We start from the raw sequence: 24,332 nt of genomic DNA on the forward strand, positions 1-24,332 counted from the left end.
GGGCTGGCGACGCAAGGCCCGCGCGGCTATGCCGCCGCCATGACCGCACCCGATCCCAAGGCCTGGGTAAAGGCCATCGCCCCCTATATCCCCGGCCGCTCCACGACCGATGACGGCCGCCGCGTCCACAAGCTGTCCTCCAACGAGAACCCGCTGGGCACCAGCCCCGATGCCAGGGCGGCCTTCGCGACCGCGGCCGATACGCTGGAGCGCTATCCCGACGCGACCGCAACCGCGCTGCGCGAGGCGATCGGCGAGGTGCACGGGCTGGAGCCGGCACAGATCATCTATGGCACCGGATCGGACGAGATCCTGCATCTGGCGGCCGGCGCCTATGCGGGCGTGGGCGACGAGATCATCCATGTCCGCTACGGCTTTGCCGTGTACGAGATCGCGACACGGCGCGTCGGCGCGACGCCGGTGGTGGTCCCCGACCGCGACTATGCGACCGATGTCGATGCGATCCTGGCGGCGGTGACCGAGCGGACGACGGTGGTGTTCGTCGCCAACCCGAACAATCCCACCGGCACCTTTGTCGGCGCCGACGAGATCGCGCGGCTGCATGCAGGTTTGCCGTCCCATGTCCTGCTCGTCCTCGACCAGGCCTATGCCGAATATCTGGAGGAGGGCGAGGACGATGGCGGTCTGGCGCTGGCGCGTACCGCGTCCAACGTGCTGGTGACGCGCACCTTTTCCAAGATCCACGGGCTGGCGGCCGAGCGGATCGGCTGGGGCTATGGCGCGCCGGCGATCATCGATGCGCTGCACCGCATCCGGGGCCCGTTCAACGTGACGATCGCCGGGCAGGCGGCCGCCGTTGCCGCGATCCGCGACACCGGTTTCGTGAAGGACACGCGCGCGCACAACACGCGCTGGCTGCGCTGGTTCGAGGAGCAGATCGCAGGCTTAGGCAATGCCGGCCTGCGCGCGGTGCCGTCCAAGGGCAATTTCTCGATGGTGCTGTTCGAGGGTGCATTGACCGCCGAGCGCGCCTATCACGGGCTGATGGATGCGGGCTATATCGTCCGCTGGCTGCCCGGACAGGGGCTGGGGCATGGCCTGCGCATCACCATCGGGACCGAGGACGAGACGCGCGGCGTCGTCGCGGCCCTGCGCGAACTGGCCGGCGCCTGATGCTGCCTTTCGCGCGCGTGACGATCATCGGGCTGGGCCTGATCGGCTCGTCGATCGCGCGCGGGGTGAAGAAGGCGATGCCGGGCGCGGTCGTCACCGCCTATGATGCCGACCCGAGCGTGCGCGATACGGTGCACGCGCTGGGCATCGCGGACGATGTCGCCGATTCGGCGGGTGCGGCGGTGGTCGATGCCGATCTGGTCATCCTGTGCGTGCCGGTCGGGGCGATGGCGGCGGTGGCGGCGGAGATCGCCGAGGATTTGCCCGCCGACGCGGTGGTGAGCGACGTCGGCAGTTCCAAGGCGAGCGTCTTCGCCGCGCTGCGCGGTGCGCTGCCGGGTGCGACGATCGTGCCGGGGCATCCGGTGGCGGGCACCGAGCATAGCGGGCCGGAATCGGGTTTCGCGACGCTGTTCCAAGGGCGCTGGTGCATCCTGACGCCCGAGGACGGGGCGGAAAGCGCGCCCGTCATCCGCCTGCGCGCTTTTTGGGAGGCACTGGGCGCGCAGGTCGAGCTGATGAGCCCCAAGCATCACGACCTGGTGCTGGCGGTAACCAGCCATGTGCCGCACCTGATCGCCTATTCGATCGTCGGCACCGCCTCCGACCTGGAAGAGGTGACGCGCAGCGAGGTGATCAAATATTCGGCGGGTGGCTTCCGCGATTTCACCCGCATCGCCGCGTCCGATCCGACGATGTGGCGCGACGTGTTCCTGAACAACCGGGAGGCGGTGCTGGAGATCCTGCAGCGGCTGACCGAGGATGTGACGATGCTGCAACGCGCGATCCGCTGGGGGGACGGGGATACGTTGTTCGACCTGTTCACACGCACCCGCGCGATCCGCCGCGGGGTGATCGATCAGGGGCAGGACGATGCCCGCCCCGATTTCGGTCGGGCGCACGGGGAGTAGCGGTCGAGGCTGGTTGAAATGCGTTGAGGGGGCGATCAGCCCTCTGGGCGATGAATTCACCGCAGCAAGGCCACTCTTAGCCTGCCGCCGATGTCCGTCATGAGTGGAAAGTGGATCGGCCGCTTTGCTTGCTGTGACGTTCAATTTGGCGAGGAACCGCTCGGGCGGAACCCGAACCCTGTATGTCGATAGCTCTCCAGCTCCTTGCCGATGCAACGAACCGTGGCAGAGAGTCCGTCTTCTTGCACCAATTCATCAGCTCTCAGTATAAACGTCGCACTAGGAAGATGGCGTTTGTTTCGAAGGTATTCACTTCTCATTGCTCCGCATTGTTTGGCAATGCGTTCGCTCGCCACAGCCGTGAGAAGCGGCTTTCCAGCCCGATCACTTGCACAGCCAGTCAATGCAACGACTGACGCGAAAGCAATTCCGTACCAAGGCTTACGCAAAATCCTTCCTCGCCATTGGGCTTATCAACATGCCGGAAATTGAATGATCCGTTGCTATTGAGCAACCCGTTCCGGTTCGAGAGCGGTAAGAAATGGGCGATTTGCGACGGTGCAGTAGCGCGTGGTTGGCTGAAGCGCATTTCCAAGGGAACGCTTAGTCCAGCACGTTGATCGCGGCGTGGACGCGCGCTTCGATCTCGGCGCGGTCGAGGCCGGGGGGGATGACCTCGCCGAAGCGTAGCGTGATGACGCCGGGGCGCTTCAGACCCTTTCGCGGCCAGACCACGCCGCTGTCGGTGGCGACGGGGACGACGGGCAGCTTCAGCATGCGGTACAGGCCGGCAAAGCCGGGTTTCAGCGGCGGCTGCGCGCCGGGGGGGACGCGCGTACCCTCCGGAAAGATCAGGATGGCGCGGCCCACCGCCACGGCGGCGGCGGCATCGCGCATCATGCCGCGAAGGGCACGGGCCGACGCGTCGCGATCGACCACGATCGCGCCGTAGCGCCGTGCCGCCCAGCCCCAGATGGGCAGGTCGGCCAGTTCCTGTTTCAGCACGATCGCGGGGCCATCGAGCAGGGCCTGCAGCGCCAGCGTCTCGAACATCGCCTGGTGCTTGGCGGGATAGAGGGCGGGGCCGGCGGGGCGCGTGCCCTCCACCCGGATGGTGATGCCGAGCAGCACGCGCGTCGCCCAGTTGTGGAACCGGGTCCAGCGCGTCGCGTGGTCGATCATCGCGGATTGCCCGATAAAGGCGGCAATAGGGGCGGAGGCCGCAAAGAACAGCGACACCGGATAGAAGATGCAGGCGAACACCAGATTGCGCAACGCGATCACGACCCGAACCCCACCCATAATGCGATCCGGCGCAGGATCAGCTTGTTGTATTCGTTGACCAAGGTCGCCAGTCGTGGGTCGCTGGTCGGCACGCCGTCGCCCAGCACCACGACACCGGGGCCAAGCGCCGCGATCAGCTCCATCTTCGCGCGCGGCAGGTGCCAGTCGGCGGTAACGAGCCGGATGCTGGCATAATGATGCGAGCGCACCCAGCGCACGGTTTCCTCCGCATTCGAGCGGGTATCGACGGCATCGGTGCCGAGATCGATGCAGCAGGTGAACAGTGCGCGCGGCGTCTTGTAGGTGCGGGCCAGATCGATCGGGCGGACGCCGGGGGCGACGCCCGTCACCAGCATCCGCCGCGCCTGACCCTCGCGCAGCAGCGCGATGCCGCGGTCGATGCGGCCGGGGCCGCCGGTCGGCACGACGATCGCGTCGGTGGTGTTGCCCTCCAGCGGGGGGGGCAGCATCAGCATGAACGCGGCGAACCCCAGGCACCAGCCGATGCCGATCAGCCCGAGGAACCGGGCGATCACAGCGTGCGCCGCAACTGGGCGAGCACCGCGACCCGCGCGGCGAACGTGGCGAGCGCCACGAAGCCGAAGGGCAGCAGCGCCAGCACCAGCCATTGGGCGGGACCAAGCGTCACCGAGCCGAGCAGTTCGGAGCCGAGCGCCGCCATCTGCCCGCCGATCAGCAGGATGACGGCAAGCGCGCCCAGCCCGCCCGCGGCGCTGCCGATCCCGGCATCGATCGCGATCCGGCGCTGGAACAGCCGGGCGATCTGCACGTCGGTCGATCCCAATATGTGCATGACGCCGATGGTGGTGCGATGCGCCTCCAGCCCGGCGCGGGCGGCCAGCATCACCACCGCGCCCGTCGCCGCCATCATCAGCAGGACGACCAGCCCGGCCAGCCATGTCATCGACGACAGGAAACCGCTGACCGGCGTCATCCAGGTGGCGTGTTCCTCGACCTGAACGGTGGCGGGGGACACGGCGCGCACGACAGTCGCGACGCGGGCGACCGTGGCGGGATCGGTATCGACCAGATCGACATCGATCAGGGCGGGTACGGGCAGGCCGGCATCGGCGGCGTCGGCACCCAGCCACGGCTTCAGCATGGCGGCGAGTTCCGCCTGCGGCACGCGCACGGTGCGCACCACCTCCTCGCGGTCGCCGAGCGCGGCAAGCACGCGGCGGGTGGTCGCCTCGCGCCGGGTCGGCTCGCCCTCCACCACTTGCACGGTCAGCCGGCCGGCCAGCTGGCGGTCGAGCGCACGCGCGGCGCGGGCGGTGCCCAGGCCACCGGCGGCGGCGAGCAGCGTCAGGAACAGCATGATCGCCATCACCCAGGTCATCGCCCGGATGCCGGGTGCCTCGTCCAGCACCCGCCGTTCGGTGCCCGCCCCGCTCATGCGCCGTCCTCCCCGTCGATGCGCACGGGGGGATGGCGCAGCGCGCCGGTGGGATCGAGCAGCCGGCCGCCCTCCAGCCGCATCATCTGGGCCGAGGGCAGGCGGTTCATCAGGTGCAGGTCGTGGGTGGCGACGACGACGGTGGTGCCCAGCTTGTGCAGCGAATCGAACAGGTGGAGCAGGCGTTCCGCCATGGCCGGGTCGACGTTGCCGGTCGGCTCGTCGGCCACCAGTATCTCGGGACGGGCGATCACCGCGCGGGCGATGGCGACGCGCTGCTGCTCACCGCCCGACAGCGTGGCGGGGCGGGACTGGGCGCGTTCGGACAGGCCGATCCACGCCAGCATCTCGCGCACCGGCTGGGCGATGCTCGCCTCCGACATGCCCGCGACGCGTAAAGGAAGCGCGATGTTGTCGGCGGCGCTGAGGTGCGGGACCAGCCGGAAGTCCTGGAACACCACGCCGATGCGGCGGCGGAAACCGGGCAGGCGCTCACGCGGCATGATGACCGCGTCCTCGCCGAACAGGCGGATGATGCCGCGGCTGGGGCGCTGGGCGAGGTAGAGGAGGCGCAGCAGCGAGGTCTTGCCGGCGCCGCTGGCCCCGGTCAGGAAATAGAAGCTGCCGGCGCGCAGCGTGAAGCTGAGATCGGCCAGCGTTTCCTCGCCCGCGCCGTAGCGCAGTCCGACATTCTCGAACTGGACGATGTTCGTCATGGCGCTCAAAGGGTCGCGATCGCTCGTGTCATGCCGTCGATCCGGCCTTGGCATGAGCGGGCCGACGCTTCAAGCTTGCCACATGACCGAGCGGCGTGCTTACTGAGGATCGGTTCAAAGGCCCGAGGTTATCCGGGCCCCTTCGTGAAGCGCCAACCCGCATGATCCTGGAATGCCCCGAGTGCCGCACCCGCTATCTGGTGCCCGACAGCGCGATTGGGCATGACGGGCGCACGGTGCGCTGCGCCAATTGCCGGCACAGCTGGTTCCAGTCGCCGCCGGAATTGCCGCTCGAACCGCTGCCGGAGCCGGTGGTGTCGCTGGACAAGCCGGCGGACCGGGACCTGAGCGAATCGGATGGCGCGGGTGCCGCGGCGATGCCGCCCTTGCCCAGCTTCGTGTCCGCAGCCCCCCCGCCGCCGCCGCCGGTGGTGGAAGCGTCCGCCACCGAGACCTTCGACGCCTTTGCGCACCAGCCGCCGTTCCGCCAGCGCCGCAACAATGCGCGCCGCTGGACGATCGGTGCGGTGGCGGCCGGGCTGTTGATGCTGGTGGGGGTGATCGCGATCCTGTGGCTGGGTGCGCCGGGGATCGGCGCCAGCCTGGGGCTGGGCACGACCGAATCGCCGCTGCGGCTGCGCGACAACCCGATCGAGCGGCGCGAACTGGCCAATGGATCGGAGCTGTTCGCGGTCAGCGGGCAGATCACCAATCCGTCGAGCGACCGGCAGCGCGTGCCCGACATCCGCGCCGAGCTGAAGGATGCGCAGGGGCGGGTGGTATTCAACTGGACGATCACCCCGCAGCAGCGCACGCTGGGGCCGGGCGCGGCGATCGACTTCAACTCGGCCAAGCTGGACGTGCCGCCCAATTCCAAGCGGCTGGAACTCAGCTTCGCCGGGGAATGAACAGTTTGCACGCGAAGCGTGTTGCAGGACGCAAAAGCCTCTGCTAGGGGCACCGGCCTACCAGCCACCGGCCAGCCCGGTGGATCAAGTGTGCGGTCGTGGCGGAATTGGTAGACGCGCAACGTTGAGGTCGTTGTGGCCGAAAGGCCGTGGAAGTTCGAGTCTTCTCGACCGCACCATCTTCCCATCCAGATGATGAACCGGCCTGCAGGGAATGCAGGCCAGTGTCGGCGGCATCATTGCCGCCGCGCGACATCCTCCAGATAGCGCGTCATCGCGGCGTGGCCGGTTTCGTTCAACGACACCTCGATACGGCGGCGGTCGGCGGGATCGATCACGCGGGTGATGAGCCCCAGCTTGTCGAGATGCTCGATCCAGCGCTGCGAGGTGGTGACGGGGGCGTCGGCAGTGGATACCAGCGATTTGATGTTCAGGGTCTGGCGCCGGCGATAGGCGACGAAGAGCGACAGCAGCATGTCCCAGGCCGGTTCGTGGAACAGTTCGTCCGGCAGGAAATTGCGTCGCCGCTTGCGCTGGTCGATCAACCGGCCGGCAATGCGAATCAGCGTTTCCTCATCCGGCCCGTCCGTCTCGCGCGAGGCCGCCACCAGCGAGTCGGTGCGACGCCCGAATTCCTCGACAATGCCGGACAAGCGCGTCGCCAGTTCGTTGACCAGCCCGATAGCCGCTTCGTTGCTCACCCCTGACACCTCCAGCATGCTCCCACATGCCCGCCGAAATGGCGGTAGTTTTGTTATTGATCTCATTACGTTATCTACAATGGCATGATGTCCCAAACAATCTTTTGGTTCCCTCGCCCACATGGGTGATCGCGCCGGCCGGGACGGGGCCTGCGTAACATATATGAGCGCATGGACATTGGCGCTGCATTATGTTTGATCGAGGTTAACTTGGGGAAGGGCGACGTCATGGATGCTCAGCGCGTATATGCGCTCCTGCAACAGGCCTGCATGCTGTTGGAGGATGCCGGGGATTTCCACATCGCCGCACATGTCGGACAGGCGATGGCGCTGGTCGAGGGGCGCTATGCGGTGGGGGGCGACCATCTGGCGGAACGTGACGGAACGTGCGGCCGGCCCGACCCTGTGGAACATCTGAACTGAAGGCACTCGGCAAGCGGTCGTGCGTTGGAGAAGTATCTCTGGCGCAAGGATTTCCGTGACTGCCTATTGCCACGCCATCGGCACCGCGGTGCCGGGCCATGATGTCCATGCCATGTATTGTGACTGGGCGACCGACCTGCTGGACGCGCGCGAGGCCCGCATCTTTGCGCGCATGGCGGCGCGTGCCGGGATCGAGCATCGCTTTTCCGTGCTGCCGCCGCGCCCCGATGGCCGGCCGCAGATCGGCGATGGCGGCTTCTACGACAAGGCGCCACTCCCCGGTACGGCCGCGCGCATGGCCATCTATGCCGAGGCCGCACCGCAGCTTGCCGCCGCCGCCGTGGCGGCGTGCGCCGCGCAGGCCGATCTGGGCGGCATCACCCATCTGGTGGTCGCAAGCTGCACCGGCTTCGTGGCGCCGGGGATCGACCAGATCCTGGCGCGGCGGCTTGGCCTGTCGCCCTTGGTCGAGCGGCTGCTGATCGGGTTCATGGGCTGTTACGCCGCGGTGACGGCGCTGCGCACCGCAAGGCATATCGTGCGGTCCGAGCCGGAGGCGCGGGTGCTGGTCATCACCGTGGAGCTGTGCACGCTGCATCTGCAGGCGACGCCGGAGGTGGGCGCGCTGATGGGCCAGTTGCAGTTCGGCGACGGTGCGGCGGCGGCGCTGGTGACGGGCGAGCCGGGCGGGCTGGAACTGGAGGCGGGGGTGTCGCTCGCCCTGCCGGAAAGCGCCGAGCTGATCCGCTGGGACATCACCGACCGCGGTTTTGCCATGCACCTGTCGGGCGAGGTGCCGGGGCGGCTGGCGGAGGCGCTGGGCGCGGCGGAGACGCGGGCCGCGCTGTCGGGTGATGGCGGTCCGATCGAGGGATGGGCGGTCCATGCCGGCGGGCGATCGATCCTGGATGCGGTGGAGCGGGCGATGGCGCTGGATGCGGGGGCGCTGGTGTCGTCGCGGGCGGTGCTGCGCGAGAAGGGGAACATGTCGTCGGCGACGCTGATGTTCGTGCTGGCGCGGATGATGCGCGAGGCGCCGATCGAGCGTGGGCTGGCGCTGGCCTTCGGACCCGGCCTGGCGGCGGAGGGCCTGCGCTTCCGGAGCGCGGCGTGAGCCTTGCCACCCGCGCCCCCGGCCCGGAGCTGATGGATGCCGAGGACCTGGACCCCGGCACATACCGCGCGGTGCTGCACGATCTGGCGCGGGTGAACACGGTGACGATGGCGCGGCGGCCGACGCTGCGGTTTCTCGACTCGGTGATGCAAGGGCGGTCGACGCTCCGGCTGCTCGATGTCGGGTTCGGCGACGGCGATATGCTGCGCAGCATCGCCCGCTGGGCAAAGGCGCGGGGCATCGTCGCGCAACTGGTCGGGATCGACCTCAATCCCAACAGTGCGGGCATCGCCGCGGCGCAGACCGGGCGCGACATGCCGATCGATTACCGCACCGGCGACTATGCCGCGCTGGCGGGGCAGGAGTGGGACGTGATCGCCTCCAGCCTGGTCACGCATCATATGAGCGAGGCGGAGTTGATCGCCTTTCTGCGCTTCATGGAACAGGAGGCGCGGGTCGGCTGGTTCGTCAACGACCTGCACCGGCACCGCTTCGCCCATGTCGGCTATCCGCTGCTCGCCCGGGCGGCACGGTGGCATCCGATCGTGCGGCATGACGGCCGCCTGTCGATCGCGCGCAGCTTCCGCCCGGCGGAATGGCGCGACTTGCTGGCAGCCGCGAACATCAGCGCGGCGAAGATCGAGCGTCGCTTCCCCTTTCGGTTATGCGTCGCGCGCCGGCGCTGATCGTCGGCGGCGGGCCGGCGGGTGCGGCGGCGGCGATCACGCTGGCACGCGCCGGCACGCCGCATCTGCTGGTCGAGCGGCAGCGCGTGATCGGCGATGCGCTGTGCGGCGGCTTTCTGAGCTGGCGGACGGTGGCGCAGGTGCGGGCGCTGGGCGTGGAGCCGGGCGGCCACCGGGTCACGCGGTTGCGCATGATAACGCCGCGCGCGGTCAGCGAGGCGGCGTTGCCGGAACCCGCCATCGGCCTGTCGCGCCACCGGCTGGACACCATCCTGTTGACGCAGGCCGAGGCGGTGGGCGCGCAGATCGAGCGCGGCGTGAGCGTGCGCGCGGTGGAGCAGGGCGGCGTGCGGCTGGCTGGGGGCGATGTGCTGTCACCGGATGCGCTGTTCCTGGCGACCGGCAAGCACGACCTGCGCGGAACGCCAGAGCGGGGCGATGCGGGCGAGGACCCGGCGCTGGGTTTGCGCGTGCGGCTGGCGGCGGCGCCGGGACTGTCCGCCCTGGTGGACGACGCGATCGAATTGCATCTGTTCGACCGTGGCTATGCCGGCCTGGTGTTGCAGGAGGACGGCAGCGCCAATCTGTGCATGGCGGTCCGCCGGTCGCGACTGCGCGCGGCGGGGACCGCGGCGGCACTGCTCGCCGAACTGGGGCGGGAGGTACCGCGGTTGGCCGAGCGGCTGGCGTTCATGGCGGGCGAGTCGCACGTCGATGCGGTGGCCAACGTGCCCTATGGCTGGCGGGCGGCTCCGGCTGCGCTGTTCCGGCTGGGGGATCAGGCCGGCGTGATCCCGTCGCTGGCCGGGGAAGGCATGGGGATCGCGCTGGCCAGCGGCGTGTCGGCGGCGCAAAGCTATATCGCCGGGGGGGCGGCCGCGGCGCCCGACTGGCAGCGCGCGTTCACCCGACGGATCGGGATGCCGATCGCAGTCGCCGGTGGCGTCCGGGCGCTGGCGGAGGGGTGGGCACGCGGCGCGCTCCCCCGGCTGGCGCATCCGGCGCTGGTGCGGCTGATCGCGCGGGCGACGCGGGTGGCGTGATCGTGCGCCGGACCGCATGGAGGCAGCGGCAGGCCGCACGCAAAGCTTGCTTGTGATGGCGCGCGAAGCCGGGTATTTCGCGCATCCTTCATGGCTCGCGCGCGTTCTTCCCGCTCACGTCCCCGTTCGCCCTGGCGGCGCCGGATCGTCGTTTCCCTCCAGATCCTGATCGGCCTGGCCGTGCTGGCGCTCGGCGCGCTGCTGATCGCGGTGTATGTCGCGCGGTCGCAACTGCCGAGTTTCGAGGAGCTGAAATCCTCGCCCAACGGCCAGATGATCCGCGTCCATGCGTCCGACGGCACGGTGATCGTATCGCTCGGGCCGAGTTACGGCGAATGGCTGTCCTATGGCCGCATCCCCGCGGTGATGCGCGATGCCACCGTGGCGGTGGAGGATCGCCGTTTCCGCCAGCATCCCGGCGTCGATCCGATCGGCATCGTGCGGTCGGTGATGGTCCGGTATGAACGCGGCCGGTGGGTGCAGGGCGGCTCCACGATCACGCAACAGCTTGCGCGCAACATCTTCCTGAACAACCAGAAGAAGTTCGGCCGCAAGTTTCGCGAATGGATCCTGGCGCTGGCTCTGGAGCGCAAGTTCAGCAAGGACCAGGTCCTCGAACTCTATCTGAACAAGGTCTATTATGGCGGCGGTGCGTATGGCATCGACGCGGCCTCCCGCAAATTCTTCGGCCACGGCGCGGACACGCTGAGCCTGTCGGAAGCGGCGGTGATCGCCGGGCTGGTCAAGGCGCCTTCCAACTATTCGCCGACCGCCGATGCCGAGGCGGCGGTGGGCCGCGCGGGCGTGGTGATCGACCAGATGGTGCGCAACGGCTTCATCACCGCGGCCGAAGCGGCGGAGGCCGAGCCGAAATCGCTACACCTGGCGCCCGAGCCCAAGCAGAACAGCGTCCGCTACTTCACCGACTGGGCCCTGCCGCAACTCGATACGCTGATCGACGAGACGCAGGCCCCGCTGGAGGTGTGGACGACGCTGGACCTGGGGATGCAGCGCGCCGCCGATGCCGCGATCCGGCAGCAGGCGCCGGCCGGTACGCAAGGGGCGCTGGTCAGCCTGGACCGTGACGGCGCGGTGCGCGCGATGGTCGGCGGCAAGGATTACGTATCCACCAACTACAACCGTGCGACGCAGGCGGTCCGCCAGCCGGGCTCCGCGTTCAAGCTGTTCGTCTATCTTGCCGCGCTGGAGGCGGGCCACAAGCCCGAGGATACCGTGGTGGACGAACCGGTGACGATCGACGGGTGGAGCCCGCGCAACGATTCGCGGCGCAATTCGGGGCAGGTGTCGCTTCGCACCGCCTTTGCCTATTCGCTGAACACGGTGGCGGCCAAGCTGGGGCAGGAGGTCGGCTTCACCACGGTGGCCGACATGGCGCGCCGCTTCGGCATCACCACACCGGTCAACACGCATCCGTCGATGGTGCTGGGCACGTCGGACGTGCGCCTGATCGACATGACGCGCGCTTTTGCCTCGGTGGCGAACAAGGGCGTCGCGGTGGCCCCCTATGGCATCACCCGCGTGACGACCAACGGGCAGGAAATCTATCGCCACGAGGTGGATCGCAGCCATGTGCTGGTCGCCCCTTATGTGGCGGCCGAGATGACCGACCTGCTGCAGACCGCGGTGAACACAGGCACGGGACGTGCGGCACAGATCGGGCGGCCGGTGGCGGGCAAGACGGGCACGACGAGCAGCATGAAGGATGGCTGGTTCGTCGGGTTTGCCAGCGGGCTGACCACGGGCGTGTGGATGGGGCGCGACAATGCGCGACCGGTGGCCGGCCTGCACGGCGGCACCGCGCCGGCGCGTGCCTTTGCGCAATATATGAAGGTGGCGACCGCCAGCCGGCCGATCGAGCAGTTCGAGACGCAGGTGACGCTCCCCGAATGGCAGCTGGAGCCGGACGAGGAGAGCTATTTCGGCGCCCCCGACAATGGCACTGCGGCGGTGGATGCCGATGGCAATCCGATCGCCCCGGCGGTGCCGGGTGACGGCTATGACGACGATCAGGCGCCGGTGGACGTGCGCCGCGGCAGCGACGAGGACGGGCCGCCGGTGCAGGCCGCACCGCCGCAGCGCCTGGATCAGGACTGGCTGGACCGCGTCACCGGGCGCGATGCCCCGCGCGAACCGTCACGCCCGCGCCCGGCGCCGCGCGAGGGGCTGGCACCACCGCGCTTCGATCAGGACGACCGGCCGACCCAGTGAAGCGCCGCGCCATGCCGCCGCAACCAGGCGGTGGCGGGCGCGGGGTCCTCGCCCAGCAACGCCGCGACAAGGGCGTGGAAGGCGGGCGCGTGGTTCATGTGGACGCGGTGCGCCACCTCGTGCGCCACCGTCGCGCGGCGGACGAAGCCGGGGGCGAGGATCAGCCGCCAGCTATAGCGGATCGCGCCGTGCGACGCGCAGCTTCCCCAGCGGGCCTTGGCATCGCCGATCGCGACACGGGTGACGGTGACGCCGGCCTTTGCCGCGAACTCGGCGGTTTCCTGCGTCAACAGGTCGAGCGCCTGGCGGTGCAGCCACAAGGCGACGCGGCGGGGCAGCGTTTCGACCGGGCCGGAGGCGTGCAGCACGTCGCCCTCACGCCGGAGCAGGCGGCTGCGCCCCTCGGTCCAGCGGATGGTGAGTTCGGTGTCGCCGAAGGGGATGGTCGCATCGGGCGCGAAGGGGCGCGGGGCGGGCAGGGCGGCGCGCTGCGCGGCGATCCATTCCCCCTTGCCCTGTGCCCAGGCGAGCGCGGGTTTGAGCGCGGCGCGCCTGGGGATGACGAGGCGGGTGGTGCCGGTGGCGGGATCGATCACCAGCCGGACCCGCCGCGCGGTGGGGTGGCGGATGACCTGGTCGATCATATCGGGATTGATATCCCTCTCCCCGATGGGGCGAGGGACCTCACAGGTCGCGTTCGACGATGTGATTCTCGAACTCGCCGGCATCGTCTTCGCTGACCGTCCAGCCGCGTACCGATTCGCCGGCGCGGTGCACCGCGTCGCGGTCGCCCGAGACGAGGTAATGCCAGTCGGGCAGCGGCTCGTTCGCGGCGCGCAGGCGATAGGCGCAGGTGCGCGGCAACCAGTCGATATCGCGCACGTTGCGCATGGTCAGCCGCACGCATTCGGGCACAAAGGCGCGCCTGTTGCGATAGTCGGAACAGAAGCCGGTACGCCGGTCGAGCATGCGGCAGGCGACGTTGGTCGGCAGCAGCTCGCCGGTATCCTCGTCCTCCAGCTTGTGCAGGCAGCATTTGCCGCAGCCGTCGCACAGTGCCTCCCACTGGGCACGGTCGAGCTGCTCGATCGGCAGCTCCCAGAATTTCACGGTCATCGGACCCAGCGCTCCAGCGCGTTTGCCACGGCCTCCGGTCCCTCGTCGGCAGGGATCAGCGCGATGGGCAGGTTGTTCGGATCCATCAGATAGGTGGTGCGCGCGTGATTGACGAGATAGCCGCCGCCGGGCGACGCCTCGCCCTTCTCCGCATAGACGCCGTAGGATTTGGCCATTGCGGCGATCGCCGCCTCGCTGCCGGTCAGGCCGATGGCGCGGGGGTGGAAGGCCGCCGCGAAGCGCTTCACCACGGGGGCGGTGTCGCGTGCGGGGTCGACGGTGACGAAGACGGGGACGATCGCGCGTGCCTTGGCCGGATCGCGTGCCTCCAGCAGGCGCAGGCCGGCCCCGATCGCCTGCATGTCGGTGGGGCAGACATCGGGGCAGAAGGTGTAGCCGAAATACATGACGCGCCAGCGTTTGCCCAGCGAACGGTCGGTCACGGGCGCGCCGTCGCCGCCGGTCAGGCGAAAGGGGCCGCCGATCTTCGCACCCGCCAGCGGCGGCGCGGCGGCGGCATCGGGGCCGGACGGGCTGCACGCGCCCAGCGCGAGAAGCAGCGGCATGAGGCGCAACAGGGTCATGACGCGCGCAGCCTTGCTGTGTTAGGCACCGGATCGCAAGCCATGGATTCCGAGGATCTCCGCATGTCCGTCCGCTCCCTCCTGGCAGCCATGCTGCTGGGCGTTCTCGTTGCAGCACCGGCCGGTGCGCAACAACAGTCCGAAAGCTACAAGTTCCTTCAGGCGGTCAAGGACGCCAAGGGCAACGAGGTGACCGAGATGCTCGGCCGCCCCGGCAGCAACATCATCAACACGCGCGATCCCAGCACGGGCGAGGGGGCGCTGCACACCGTCATCAAGCGGGGCGACGAGACCTATCTGCGCTTCCTGCTGCAAAAGGGGGCGGACCCGAACCTGCGCGACGGACGCGGCAACACGCCGCTGCTGCTGGTCGTCACCACCGGGCAGACCGACATGATCGGCATCCTGGCGGCGGCCAAGGCCAACGCCAACATCGCCAATTCGGCGGGCGAGACGCCGCTGATCCGTGCGGTGCAGCGCCGCGACATCACCATGGTGCGCGAGTTGCTGGCGGCGGGCGCCGATCCGGATCAGGGTGATCTGCTTGCCGGCATGTCGGCGCGCGATTACGCCACGCAGGACCCGCGCAATGCCGCCATCGCCAAGGTGCTGGCCGATACGCCCAAGAAGACGCGCAAGGCAGTGTCCGGGCCGAAGCTGTAGGGTTTCCAGAACCTTCAATGCACCTGACAGGCGATCATCTTTACCCGTTCGTCTCGAGTAGTCGTCGAGCGTGTCGAGACGACGTATCGAGAGGCCTTCACCTCGGGCAAGCACCTCTCGATACGGGCTCTCGACAAGCTCGATCCCTACTCGAGGCGAACGGATGTGAGTTGATACCCTAAATTAACGCCAATTCGGCGAGCTTGCCGAGGAGTGCGGGCGGCAGCACGTCCGCGCCGCTGGCGTCGCCGCCGAGATCGCCGGGGGCGTCGGTGGCTTCCAGATAGCGCCAGCCCTGGTGTGCGCGCTTGGGGCGCGCCTGGACCAGCACCAGCGCGGGATCGATATGGATCGCGCAGCGACCACCCTCGGCCTCGCCGAAGGACAGGATCGGCGAGCGGGCGATCAGCTGGTGTTTCAGGATCCAGAACAGCGATCCCTGTCCCGCCACCTCCTCATGCCGCTTGGGCAGATAGCGGGTGGTGAGAAAGACGGGGCCGTCGGCGGCGCGCAGGGCCAGTCGTTCGGCAAGGTGATCGATACTGGTCGCGCCAAACGCGACTTTGGTCAGATGCAGTGCCACGCCGCTGGATTTGGGGGCGAAACCCGCCCGCGACAAGTCAGCCGCCCAGACCCCACAGCGCCGCCAGCCCCAGAAAGGTGAAGAAGCCCATCGAGTCGGTGCAGGTGGTGACGAACACCGACGACGCCACCGCCGGGTCGACGTTGAACCGGTCCAGCGTCACCGGCACCAGCACGCCGACCAGGCCGGCGACGATGTTGTTGATGAACAGGGCCAGCGCGAAGACGATCGCAAGGCCGGGATTGCCGAACCACAGATAGGCGCCCGCGCCGACCAGCAGGCCGAGCCCGGTGCCGTTGCTGGCGGCGATGCGCAGTTCGCGCACGATCATCCTGAGCGTGTTCGATCCGGTCAGCTGGTTGGTGGCGAGCGCGCGGACGACCACCGCCAGCGTCTGCGTGCCGGCATTGCCGCCCATGCCGCTGACGATCCCCATCAACTGCGCCAGCACCGCAAAGCGCGCGATCCGGTCGTCGAACAGCCCGACCACGGTGGCGGCCAGCATCGCGGTCGGCAGGTTGATCAGCAGCCAGGTCAGCCGGGTGCGAACGGTGAAGCGGATCGGTTCGTTGATGTCGCCTTCGCCGGCACCGGACAGCAGCAGCGTGTCCTCGCCCGCCTCTTCCTGGATGATGTGGACGATGTCGTCCACCGTCACCATGCCGACCAGCCGGCCGCTGGCATCGACCACCGCGGCCGAGATCAGCGCATATTTCTGGAAGCGCAGCGCCACCTCTTCCTGGTCCATGTCGACCGGGATCAGCGTCTGTTCGCGCTTCATGACGTCGGCCAGCGCGATGTCGCGGGGGGTGCGCAGGATCCAGGACAGCTGGCAGGTGCCGACCGGCTTGTGCCGTTCGTCCACCACGAAGATTTCCCAGAAGTCGGTGGTCAGCTCGTCATGGCCGCGCAGGAAGTCGATCGCGTCGCCCACCGTCCAATGCTCGGGCACCGCGATCAGCTCGCGCTGCATCAGGCGGCCGGCGGATTCCTCCGGGTAGGACAGTGCCTCCTCGATCGCGGCACGGTCGTCCGGATCGAGCGCGCGCAGCACCGCGCGCTGCTCGTCGGCATCCATGTCCTCGATGATCGCGACCGCGTCGTCGGTATCGAGTTCGGAGGCGATGTCCGCGACCTGATGCGGCTCCAGCGCCTGGATCAGTTGTTCGCGAACATAATCGTTCATCTCGGCGAACACGTCGCCGTTCAAGAGGTCGGCGACCGCGCGGGCCAGCGTGCCGCGATCCTCCTCGGGCGTCAGCTCGAACAGGTCGGCGATGTCGGCGGGGTGCAGCGGCTCGACCAGCGCGCGGGCGCCCTCGTCGTTGCCGTCCTCCACCGCGTCCAGCACGGCGCGGACGAATTCGGGCTTCAACCGATCGTCCTCGTCCAGCTGGGTTTCGCCCTCCACCTCGGGAAGCTCGGTGTCGCTCATCGCTGCCTCCCTGATGTTTCGCGTGCCGTTCGCGCTCTATCGCGGTGCAACGCGATTTGCCAGCGGGCGAACGAATCCCTACCTGCGCGGGCACTAGAGGAAGGAAGACTGATGGCCGATACCTTTGAGACGCTGACCCTGACGCTGGACGACGGCGACGTCGTCATCACGCTGCGCCCCGACCTGGCGCCCGAGCATGTCCGCCGCATCGGCGAGCTGGCGAACGAGGGTTTCTACGACGGCGTCGTGTTCCACCGCGTGATCCCCGGCTTCATGGCACAGGGCGGCGACCCGACCGGCACGGGCATGCACGGGTCCGACAAGCCCAATTTGAAGCAGGAATTCAATGCCGAGCCGCATGTGCGTGGCACCTGTTCGATGGCGCGGACCAGCGACCCGAACTCGGCCAACTCGCAATTCTTCATCTGTTTCGACGATGCGCGCTTCCTCGACCGCCAGTATACGGTGTGGGGCCAGGTTTCGAGCGGCATGGAGCTGATCGACGCGCTGCCCAAGGGCGAGCCTCCGCGTGAGCCGGGCAAGATCGTGAAGGCCCGCGCGGCGTAATCATCAAGGCCCTCGCTTCGTTGGAGCGAGGGCTTTTTTCACGCGGAGACGCGGAGACGCGGAGGCGCGGAGATTGCGCTGCTGGGCCTGCGCTCCGGCTGTTGCGAGCGTCGCCAAATACTAGTCCTTGCGGATAAGCGGCGACGGGTGTTCGGGCGCGCAACCCTTCTGCGTTCTCCGCGCCTCGGCGCGAAACGATGTTCACGCGAAGCCGCGAAGGCGCGAAGAGAAGGGGTAAGGGTCCGCTGCCGCGGACGAGCCATCTTGGCGTCTTTGCGTGAACCTTACGCCGCTTGCGGGTAAAGCGTGCGGATCAGCCAGTCGTGGAACAGCTTCACCGGCTTTTGCTGGAGCGCGCGCGGGCGGCAGACGAACCAGTGGCTGTAGGGGCTTTCCACCTCGATATCGAACAGCCGCACGAGTCGCGGGTCGTGCGCATTCTCGAAATGGCTGGCGTGCATGAAGGCGATGCCGAGTCCTTGGGCGACCGCCTCCAGCATCAGCCCGCCCGAATCGAAAAAGTCGATCGCCTTGGGCTTCACGTTCGGCAGGCCGACCGCGCTGGTCCAGGCGGTGAAGGCGTCGGGCATTTCGCGGTGGAGCAGCGCGGTCATGCCGTTCATCTGTTCCGGGCGGACGATCGGGTTCGGCCCGTCGAGCAACGTCTTGGCGCCGATCACATAGACACGGTTGGTATCCAGCCGCTTGGCATAAAGCGCCGGATCGATCTCGCGACCCAGCGCGATCACCGCATCCAGCCCTTCGCCCAGCCGTGCGATGCCATGGCCCGCGGTGTCGATGTCCAGATGCAGTTCGGGATGCGCGGTGCGCAGTTCGCCGAGCCGCGGGAACAATTTTTGCGAGGCATAGAGCGGCAGCACGCCGAGACGCAGGCGCAGCACTTCCTGACCGCTCGACATCGCCTCCACCGCATCCGACAATTGGTCGAGCAGCGGCGCGATCTGCGTCATCAGCGTTTCGCCGTCGTCATTGGGCACCATCGCCTGATGCCGGCGCGCGAACAGCGGCTTGCCGACGAATCGCTCCAGCGTCTGCACCCGGCGGCTGAGCGCGGGCGCGGACAGGGCCAGTTCCTCTGCGGCGGCCTTGATCGAACCGAGCCGCGCCACCTGCACGAATGCCTCGATAGCCCCCAAGGGCGGCAGCCTGCGCATCGACATCCTCCTCCTGGGATCCTTGGATCAAACGGTTGCACATCTTGCAAGCGTCAACACGCTTTTCGCACTTGCAACATAATCCGCCGCGACGCAAAAAGCACGGGCCTTTCAGGCATCCTCTCCTAAAAACTTTCATGGGCTGGTCTGCGGATCGGCCCTTTTTTTTGGCACTGCACGCCGCCTCGCCCTTTCGCGATCCGGAACCCGCCCCCACGTGGCGCGCTCTTGGCGATACGAAAAGCACGAGGAACAGCATGGCCGAAAGCGACGCGCCGACGCGCAAGATACAGGTGGCGAACAGCCGCCCCGAGGACTCGGGACGCGGTCTCGCGCACCTGCCGCGCTCGCTGATGGCGGCATTGCAGATCGCCGAGGGTGACGTGATCGAGATCGTCGGCAAGCAGGCGACGCCTGCACGTGCGGTCGGCCCCTATCCCGAGGATGAAGGGCTGGATATCCTCCGGATCGACGGGTTGCAGCGCGCCAATGCCGGCGTCGGCTCGGGCGATTTCGTGGAAGTGCGGCGGGTGGAATCGAAGCCGGCATCGCGCGTCGTCTTTGCGCCGGCGCAGCAGAATCTGCGCCTGCAAGGCTCCACCAACGCGCTGAAGCGCACCTTTTTCGGTCGACCGCTGTGCCAGGGCGATGTGGTCGCGACCGCGGGGCAGCAGCGGGTGACGAACATGCCGCCGGGCGTGCAGCGCTACATGAACGCGCCCGCCTATGCCTTGCAGGAGATCCGGCTCGCCGTGGTGCAGGCCAGCCCCAAGGGCGTGGTGCATATCGACGAGAATACCGAAATCGAGCTGCGCCCCGAATATGAGGAGCCGGCGCAGCGGCGTGCCGACGTCACCTATGACGATATCGGCGGCATGGCGACGACGATCGATCAGTTGCGCGAAATGGTCGAATTGCCGCTGCGCTATCCCGAGCTGTTCCAGCGGCTGGGGGTCGATCCGCCCAAGGGGCTGCTGCTCTATGGCCCGCCGGGAACGGGCAAGACGCGGCTGGCACGCGCGGTCGCCAACGAATCGGATGCGCAGTTCTTTCTGATCAACGGGCCGGAAATCATGGGCTCCGCTTACGGGGAGTCCGAGTCGCGGCTGCGCGAGGTGTTCGAGGAGGCGACCAAGGCCGCGCCCTCGATCGTGTTCATCGATGAGATCGATTCGATCGCCCCCAAGCGCGACCGGGTGCAGGGCGAGGCGGAGAAGCGCCTCGTCGCGCAGTTGCTGACGCTGATGGACGGACTGGAATCGCGTGCGAACCTCGTGGTGATCGCGGCGACGAACCGGCCGGAAGCGATCGACGAGGCGCTGCGACGGCCGGGGCGGTTCGATCGGGAGATCGTGGTCGGGGTGCCGGACGAGCGGGGCAGGCGGGAGATCCTGGGCATTCACACGCGCGGGATGCCGCTGGGGGACAGGGTCGACCTGGACGAACTGGCGCGGACCACGTTCGGGTTCGTGGGGGCCGACCTGGCGGCGCTGACGCGCGAGGCGGCGATCGAGGCGGTGCGGCGGATCATGCCGAAGCTCAATCTGGAGGAACGTACGATCCCGCCCGAGGTGCTGGACACCCTGTCCGTCACGCGCGAGGATTTTCTTGAAGCCTTGAAGCGGGTTCAGCCCTCGGCGATGCGCGAGGTGATGGTGCAGGCGCCAAGCGTGCGCTGGGATGATGTCGGCGGGCTGGATGCCGCGCAGATGCGGCTGAAGGAAGGCGTCGAGCTGCCGCTGAAGGACCCGGATGCGTTCCGGCGGCTGGGCATCCGCCCCGCCAAGGGCTTCCTGCTTTACGGGCCGCCGGGCACCGGCAAGACGTTGCTCGCAAAGGCGGTGGCGCGCGAGGCGGAGGCGAACTTCATCGCCACCAAATCGAGCGACCTGCTGTCGAAATGGTATGGCGAGAGCGAGCAGCAGATCAGCCGGTTGTTCGCCCGTGCGCGACAGGTCGCGCCCACGGTGATCTTTATCGACGAACTCGACTCGCTGGTGCCCGCACGCGGTGGCGGGCTGGGCGAGCCGCAGGTGACCGAGCGCGTGGTGAACACCATCCTGGCTGAAATGGACGGGCTGGAGGAGTTGCAGTCGGTGGTCGTGATCGGCGCCACCAACCGGCCCAATCTGGTCGATCCCGCGTTGCTGCGCCCCGGCCGTTTCGACGAGCTGATCTATGTCGGCGTGCCCAATGAAGAAGGGCGCCGCCGCATCCTGGGCATCCAGACGCAGAAGATGCCGCTGGCCGGCGACGTCGACCTGGACATCGTCGCGCGGCGGACCGAGCGGTTTACCGGCGCCGATCTGGAGGATGTGGTCCGCCGCGCCGGCCTGGTCGCGCTCAGGCGCTCGATCCGGTCGCAGGAAGTGACCATGGCCGATTTCGAGGAAGCGCTGGACGAGGCACGCGCCAGCGTCACGCCGGAAATGGAGCAGGATTACGAGCAGATCGCCGCCAAGCTGAAGCAGGATGCGGCCGCGATCCAGCCGATCGGCTTTGCCTTTCCGAACCGGTCGAAGGAGTGACGCCTTTCCCCTCTCCCCGGCGGGGAGAGGGGTTATGGCCGTTCCCATTCGTAGGACCGCGTCACCGCGGCCACCGCAATGTCGTAGCGGTCGTACCAGCGTGCGCGACCCTCGGCGCGGATCGCCGCATGCGCGGGGTGTTCGCGCCATGCGATGGCGGCGGCCTCGTCCGCCCACCAGCTGACCGTGATCCCGAGCCCGTCCTTGTCGCGCGCCGCATCCACACCGCGGTATCCGGGCTGCGCGGCGGCCAGTCGATCCATCGCTTCGGCGGCTGCGGCATAGCCGGCCGCATCGGCGTCGGTGCGCTGCGACACGAAGATGACGGCGATCTGCCCGGTTCTGTCCATATGTTCGCCCTGCCCCGTCCGGGCACCGTTTAGGCGTGGGCGAATGGGGGCGCCAGGGTCGTCCGCCGCACCGATGCAACCCAAAAGCTTGAAACACGTTTGCCACCTGTGCGACGGAGGGGGAGACCTCGCCGCCCGTGTGGGGACCACGAACGACAGGATCTCGATGCCCAGCTCGACCACCGCCGCGCGCCGTGCGCGTTCCCGACCCGCCGGCGTGCCGTCCCCCGGCCAGATGTTCTTCCAGGAATTCCTGAAACATCCGGTGATGGTCGGCTCTATCATCCCTTCCTCCAACAAGCTGATCCGCAAGATGCTGGCGCCCGTCGACTGGGCGAATACCAAGCTCTTCGTGGAATATGGTCCGGGCGTCGGCACCTTCTGCCGACCGATTCTGGAGCGGATGGCGCCCGATGCGACGCTGATCGCGATCGACACGAACGAAGATTTCTGCGGCTATCTGCGTCACACGATCACCGACTCCCGCTTTGTCGCGGTCAACGGGTCGGCGGCGGACGTTGCCCAGATCATCAAGGATCACGGCCACGAGCACGCCGATTATGTGCTGTCGGGCCTGCCCTTCTCCACGCTGCCGGCCGGCGTCGGCCCCGCGATCGCCGCCGCCACGCATGAGGTGCTGCGCCCGGACGGTGCCTTCCTGGTCTATCAGTTCAGCCCGAAAGTGAAGGATTTCCTGCTGCCCCACTGGCAGCGGATCGACCATGACATGGAATGGTGGAACGTGCCCCCCGCCCAGCTTTACTGGGCCTGGAAGGACTGAAGGCGTTTTCAAACGCGCTTCATCGCATTTCCAGACAGCCCCTGAGTTTCCCGGACGCCGGCCCTTAGAAAGGCCGGCGTTTCCATGTCGGCCTCAGCGTAGCGCCCGGTTGGCCAGTGCGCCGCAATTGGCGTCGCTGGCGGTCGGCCCGCCATGACCGGTGATGGCGCGGCCGATCGAGCGGAAGATGTTGCCGATCGACTTCACCTCGCGCGGGATGACCAGATCGGGCTGGCGAATCGTGCCGTTCATCAGGGCGGCACCGTCGAGCCGCAGGATCGCATCGCCCTTGGGCGCGCCGGTCAGGCGCAGCGCGATGCGCTCTTCGGGGAAGCGCACCGTGCCCGTGCCCTCCAGCTTGCTGCGCGTGGTATCCAGCACCAGCGGATCGACGCGGCCGGTGCCGTCCCGCATGTTCAGCCGCAGCACGAGGCAGCGCAGGCCGGCCGTCGAGTCGTCGCCTGCCACCAGCATACGTCCGGCATCGAAGCCGAGCGCCGCGGCATAGCGGTCCGGCAGGGTGCCGTTTCGCACGACCAGCCCGATGAACCCGCGCGACCGGCCGATGGCGTCGCGGATCGTCTCCCCCGCGCCGGTCAGTTGCGCGCGGGCGGAAACCCGGCCGGTGAAGTCGCCGCCACCGCCGGCAAGCGACACCACGCTGGCATCCGACAGCCGCAGGTCGAGCGTCAGCGTCGGCCGGGTCGCGCCACCCCGTTGATCGACCTGAGCCGAGCCGCGGACCACCCCTTCCGTCAGGTTCAGGCGCACTTCGGGGATGCGGAGCAATTGGCGGTCGAGAACGAGCCTGCCCGCCATGGCGGTGATGGGAGAGGGGCCCTGTGCGCTGACGATGCGACCGACCTTAAAACGGATCGTGCCGTCGGTCGAATCGATCTTGCTGATGTCGATACGGGTGTTCGGTACGAGGCGCGGGCCGATGCGGCGTTCGAGTGCAGCGGCCTCCGCGCGACCCTCAGCCGAGGAAAGATCGTCGAAGTCGAACTGGCGGGAGGTGATCTCCCCGTCGAGCTTCGTGCGGTCGGTGCTTTTGTCGACGGTGATCCGGCCGGTGAGATCGGAGCGGCCGATCGTTCCTTTCAGGTCGGTGATCGTCCAGACCGGACGCTGATGGCGGACATGCGCGGACAATTGCACCGGGCGGGTGCGGAACAGCCCGGCCTCCACCACCGCATCGATCAGTTTCAGGTCGCTGGCGCGTGCGGTCAGGTCCAGCGTCATCGCATTGGTGTCGAGCGCGCGGTCCATGCGGCCGACGGCGCGCATCGCCAGTGCCGGGCCGTCGATGACCGCGGTGAACGGCCAGGGGCCGGGGCGGACCGGTGCCCCGGTGACGCGGATCGCGACATCGGCACCGCGAATCGATCCGCGGCCCTCGGCACGCAATCCCGTATCGGGATCGGCGGCGAAGCGGACGGTGGCGGTCCGGTCCTGCTTGGCATCGCGGTAGGTGATGATGCTGTCGGTGAGGGTAAGATCCTGAAGATCGGTGGCGCCGCCGCCGCTTTCGCGCCTGCCGGGCCGCGACCAGTTGGTCCGGCCATTCCGGTCGCGAACCAGCGCGAGACGCAGCCCGCGGGCCTCCACCGTCTCGATCCGGAAATCCCCGGTCAGCAGCGCCCAGGCGGAAAATCGGACTTTTGCGGTATCGACCCGCGCGAAATCGCCGCTGCCGGCCCAGGCGGCCTGCGGGATCCGCAGGTGTCGGATTGCGATGACGGGGTGAAAGCCGATCGTGTCGACCCGCTCGACCGCGCCGATCGTGACGGGGCGACCAAAGCGCTCGGTCGCCTCACGCGTGACGATGCCGCGCAACGCGCCCCAGGGGAACAGCGCCAGGACCAGCAGGCCGAGCAGCAAGGTCGCTGCAACCGTACCCAGGACGATCCGTGCCGTCCGCCCCTTCATGATCGTGCGCATCCCTTTGCCCGACGCGCCAGCCGCACGTTCGTTCCGGTTGCGT

At 68.2% G+C, this 24,332-nt stretch carries 25 protein-coding genes and 1 tRNA gene; 13 read left to right on the forward strand and 13 right to left on the reverse strand.

Going from position 1 to position 24,332, the window contains the following annotated elements:
* The first annotated feature begins 39 nt into the window (after positions 1-39).
* Both NPJ82_RS01005 and NPJ82_RS01010 read left to right on the forward strand, forming a co-directional pair.
* Positions 40-1,134, forward strand: coding sequence for a histidinol-phosphate transaminase (locus NPJ82_RS01005; protein WP_267348031.1), 1,095 nt, complete (start codon positions 40-42; stop codon positions 1,132-1,134).
* Positions 1,134-2,045: a prephenate/arogenate dehydrogenase family protein gene (locus tag NPJ82_RS01010; RefSeq protein ID WP_112383774.1), complete on the forward strand. Its 912-nt coding sequence runs from the start codon at positions 1,134-1,136 to the stop codon at positions 2,043-2,045. Before NPJ82_RS01005 ends, NPJ82_RS01010 begins: the two co-directional genes overlap by 1 nt.
* A gap of 603 nt (positions 2,046-2,648) precedes the next feature.
* On the opposite strand, the gene NPJ82_RS01015 is transcribed toward NPJ82_RS01010, so the two are convergent.
* The 4 genes from NPJ82_RS01015 to ftsE are packed head-to-tail and all read right to left on the reverse strand — an operon-like array spanning position 2,649 to position 5,462.
* Entirely contained in the window at positions 2,649-3,329 is a 681-nt protein-coding gene (locus NPJ82_RS01015) for a lysophospholipid acyltransferase family protein (protein ID WP_342658057.1), read from the reverse strand.
* The gene (locus tag NPJ82_RS01020) at positions 3,326-3,865 is read right to left on the reverse strand and encodes a YdcF family protein (protein ID WP_112383772.1); all 540 of its coding nucleotides are present in this window, start codon (positions 3,863-3,865) and stop codon (positions 3,326-3,328) included. The genes NPJ82_RS01015 and NPJ82_RS01020 overlap by 4 nt, the downstream gene beginning before the upstream one ends.
* On the reverse strand, positions 3,862-4,746 hold the full coding sequence (locus tag NPJ82_RS01025; RefSeq protein ID WP_112383771.1) for an FtsX-like permease family protein: 885 nt from the start codon (positions 4,744-4,746) through the stop codon (positions 3,862-3,864). The genes NPJ82_RS01020 and NPJ82_RS01025 overlap by 4 nt, the downstream gene beginning before the upstream one ends.
* Positions 4,743-5,462 carry a cell division ATP-binding protein FtsE gene (gene ftsE / locus NPJ82_RS01030; protein ID WP_342658058.1) on the reverse strand — a complete coding sequence of 240 codons (720 nt, stop codon included), beginning with the start codon at positions 5,460-5,462 and terminating at the stop codon, positions 4,743-4,745. The genes NPJ82_RS01025 and ftsE overlap by 4 nt, the downstream gene beginning before the upstream one ends.
* Before the next feature lie 161 nt (positions 5,463-5,623).
* On the opposite strand from ftsE, the gene NPJ82_RS01035 reads away from it, so the two are divergent.
* Together NPJ82_RS01035 and NPJ82_RS01040 are read left to right on the forward strand one after the other, a co-directional pair.
* Positions 5,624-6,370, forward strand: coding sequence for a zinc-ribbon domain-containing protein (locus NPJ82_RS01035; protein ID WP_342658059.1), 747 nt, complete (start codon positions 5,624-5,626; stop codon positions 6,368-6,370).
* A 92-nt stretch (positions 6,371-6,462) separates the two neighbouring features.
* Positions 6,463-6,549 (forward strand) — tRNA-Leu (locus NPJ82_RS01040).
* A gap of 57 nt (positions 6,550-6,606) precedes the next feature.
* Here the strand turns inward: NPJ82_RS01040 and NPJ82_RS01045 are convergent.
* Positions 6,607-7,071, reverse strand: coding sequence for a MarR family winged helix-turn-helix transcriptional regulator (locus tag NPJ82_RS01045; RefSeq protein ID WP_112383801.1), 465 nt, complete (start codon positions 7,069-7,071; stop codon positions 6,607-6,609).
* 228 nt (positions 7,072-7,299) lie between these two features.
* Here NPJ82_RS01045 and NPJ82_RS01050 point away from each other — a divergent pair, with 228 nt between their 5' ends.
* The 5 genes from NPJ82_RS01050 (at position 7,300) to NPJ82_RS01070 (ending at position 12,566) form a co-directional block, all read left to right on the forward strand.
* Complete coding sequence (locus NPJ82_RS01050) at positions 7,300-7,494, forward strand: hypothetical protein (RefSeq protein ID WP_149682672.1); 195 nt, start codon at positions 7,300-7,302, stop codon at positions 7,492-7,494.
* A gap of 49 nt (positions 7,495-7,543) precedes the next feature.
* A complete protein-coding gene (locus NPJ82_RS01055) occupies positions 7,544-8,608 on the forward strand; it encodes a type III polyketide synthase (RefSeq protein ID WP_342659051.1) in 1,065 nt (354 codons plus the stop codon).
* Positions 8,605-9,294, forward strand: coding sequence for a methyltransferase domain-containing protein (locus tag NPJ82_RS01060; protein WP_342658060.1), 690 nt, complete (start codon positions 8,605-8,607; stop codon positions 9,292-9,294). The genes NPJ82_RS01055 and NPJ82_RS01060 overlap by 4 nt, the downstream gene beginning before the upstream one ends.
* Entirely contained in the window at positions 9,273-10,337 is a 1,065-nt protein-coding gene (locus tag NPJ82_RS01065) for an FAD-dependent monooxygenase (RefSeq protein WP_342658061.1), read from the forward strand. The genes NPJ82_RS01060 and NPJ82_RS01065 overlap by 22 nt, the downstream gene beginning before the upstream one ends.
* 90 nt (positions 10,338-10,427) lie before the next feature.
* Positions 10,428-12,566, forward strand: coding sequence for a PBP1A family penicillin-binding protein (locus tag NPJ82_RS01070; protein ID WP_342658062.1), 2,139 nt, complete (start codon positions 10,428-10,430; stop codon positions 12,564-12,566).
* Here the strand turns inward: NPJ82_RS01070 and NPJ82_RS01075 are convergent.
* The 3 genes from NPJ82_RS01075 to NPJ82_RS01085 are packed head-to-tail and all read right to left on the reverse strand — an operon-like array spanning position 12,542 to position 14,266.
* Positions 12,542-13,210, reverse strand: coding sequence for a YgjP-like metallopeptidase domain-containing protein (locus NPJ82_RS01075; RefSeq protein ID WP_342658063.1), 669 nt, complete (start codon positions 13,208-13,210; stop codon positions 12,542-12,544). The genes NPJ82_RS01070 and NPJ82_RS01075 overlap by 25 nt on opposite strands.
* A 40-nt stretch (positions 13,211-13,250) precedes the next feature.
* On the reverse strand, positions 13,251-13,682 hold the full coding sequence (locus tag NPJ82_RS01080) for a YcgN family cysteine cluster protein (RefSeq protein ID WP_112383763.1): 432 nt from the start codon (positions 13,680-13,682) through the stop codon (positions 13,251-13,253).
* Complete coding sequence (locus NPJ82_RS01085; RefSeq protein ID WP_342658064.1) at positions 13,679-14,266, reverse strand: SCO family protein; 588 nt, start codon at positions 14,264-14,266, stop codon at positions 13,679-13,681. Before NPJ82_RS01085 ends, NPJ82_RS01080 begins: the two co-directional genes overlap by 4 nt.
* A 63-nt stretch (positions 14,267-14,329) precedes the next feature.
* Between NPJ82_RS01085 and NPJ82_RS01090 the strand changes: the two genes are divergently transcribed.
* Positions 14,330-14,929, forward strand: coding sequence for an ankyrin repeat domain-containing protein (locus NPJ82_RS01090; protein WP_112383799.1), 600 nt, complete (start codon positions 14,330-14,332; stop codon positions 14,927-14,929).
* A 178-nt stretch (positions 14,930-15,107) separates the two neighbouring features.
* Here the strand turns inward: NPJ82_RS01090 and NPJ82_RS01095 are convergent, their stop codons facing one another.
* A complete protein-coding gene (locus NPJ82_RS01095; protein WP_240313643.1) occupies positions 15,108-15,512 on the reverse strand; it encodes a DUF1489 domain-containing protein in 405 nt (134 codons plus the stop codon).
* Between the two features lie 37 nt (positions 15,513-15,549).
* On the reverse strand, positions 15,550-16,947 hold the full coding sequence (gene mgtE / locus NPJ82_RS01100; RefSeq protein WP_112383760.1) for a magnesium transporter: 1,398 nt from the start codon (positions 16,945-16,947) through the stop codon (positions 15,550-15,552).
* Positions 16,948-17,058: 111 nt separating this feature from the next.
* Here mgtE and NPJ82_RS01105 point away from each other — a divergent pair, with 111 nt between their 5' ends.
* Positions 17,059-17,514 carry a peptidylprolyl isomerase gene (locus NPJ82_RS01105; protein WP_112383759.1) on the forward strand — a complete coding sequence of 152 codons (456 nt, stop codon included), beginning with the start codon at positions 17,059-17,061 and terminating at the stop codon, positions 17,512-17,514.
* A 284-nt stretch (positions 17,515-17,798) separates the two neighbouring features.
* Here the strand turns inward: NPJ82_RS01105 and NPJ82_RS01110 are convergent, their stop codons facing one another.
* Positions 17,799-18,689, reverse strand: coding sequence for a LysR substrate-binding domain-containing protein (locus NPJ82_RS01110; protein WP_112383798.1), 891 nt, complete (start codon positions 18,687-18,689; stop codon positions 17,799-17,801).
* A 257-nt stretch (positions 18,690-18,946) separates the two neighbouring features.
* On the opposite strand from NPJ82_RS01110, the gene NPJ82_RS01115 reads away from it, so the two are divergent.
* Positions 18,947-21,217, forward strand: coding sequence for a CDC48 family AAA ATPase (locus NPJ82_RS01115; RefSeq protein ID WP_112383758.1), 2,271 nt, complete (start codon positions 18,947-18,949; stop codon positions 21,215-21,217).
* A 32-nt stretch (positions 21,218-21,249) separates the two neighbouring features.
* Here the strand turns inward: NPJ82_RS01115 and NPJ82_RS01120 are convergent, their stop codons facing one another.
* On the reverse strand, positions 21,250-21,567 hold the full coding sequence (locus NPJ82_RS01120; protein WP_267347946.1) for an antibiotic biosynthesis monooxygenase: 318 nt from the start codon (positions 21,565-21,567) through the stop codon (positions 21,250-21,252).
* Between the two features lie 166 nt (positions 21,568-21,733).
* On the opposite strand from NPJ82_RS01120, the gene NPJ82_RS01125 reads away from it, so the two are divergent.
* The gene (locus NPJ82_RS01125) at positions 21,734-22,348 is read left to right on the forward strand and encodes a methyltransferase (protein WP_112383756.1); all 615 of its coding nucleotides are present in this window, start codon (positions 21,734-21,736) and stop codon (positions 22,346-22,348) included.
* A 93-nt stretch (positions 22,349-22,441) separates the two neighbouring features.
* Here the strand turns inward: NPJ82_RS01125 and NPJ82_RS01130 are convergent, their stop codons facing one another.
* Entirely contained in the window at positions 22,442-24,289 is a 1,848-nt protein-coding gene (locus tag NPJ82_RS01130; RefSeq protein WP_342658065.1) for an AsmA family protein, read from the reverse strand.
* Between the last annotated feature and the right edge of the window lie 43 nt (positions 24,290-24,332).

The organism is Sphingomonas sp. NY01, assembly GCF_038809135.1.
Lineage (GTDB): Bacteria > Pseudomonadota > Alphaproteobacteria > Sphingomonadales > Sphingomonadaceae > Sphingomonas > Sphingomonas carotinifaciens.